This is a genomic window from Shewanella sp. S1-49-MNA-CIBAN-0167, assembly GCF_040310145.1.
GTDB lineage: Bacteria > Pseudomonadota > Gammaproteobacteria > Enterobacterales > Shewanellaceae > Shewanella > Shewanella psychromarinicola.
The window spans coordinates 1-284 of the sequence record NZ_JBEOPO010000203.1 but is presented as its reverse complement, the minus strand read 5'-3'; the positions used below and the strand labels follow the sequence as shown (position 1 = coordinate 284).

The following is a 284-nucleotide window of genomic DNA, read 5'->3' as shown; positions in this document are numbered from 1 at the left end:
ATTATAAGCAGCGCGAAAAGTGGATAGCATGATCCATGCTGTAGCAGCCACACCACACATCACCCAAGCATTAAATTGGCCACCAGCAATAAATGGAGCAGCGACACCGGTAACTAATGCAATAATAGCTGGAATAAGTAACTGTTTTTTAATTTCGCCTGCTTTAGATTTCTTCCAGCGAATAATTGGACCAATACCCATAAAGCCAAATAGCACTAATACGATAGGTACAAATACAGCATTAAAATATGGAGGTCCGACGGAAATCTTGCCCATGCCTAATG

1 pseudogene is annotated in these 284 nt (G+C 41.2%); it reads right to left on the bottom strand.

Annotation, left to right across the window (positions count from 1 at the left end):
• Nucleotides 1-284 (bottom strand): annotated as a pseudogene (locus tag AAEZ00_RS21025) (cytochrome c-type biogenesis CcmF C-terminal domain-containing protein); the annotation flags it as partial.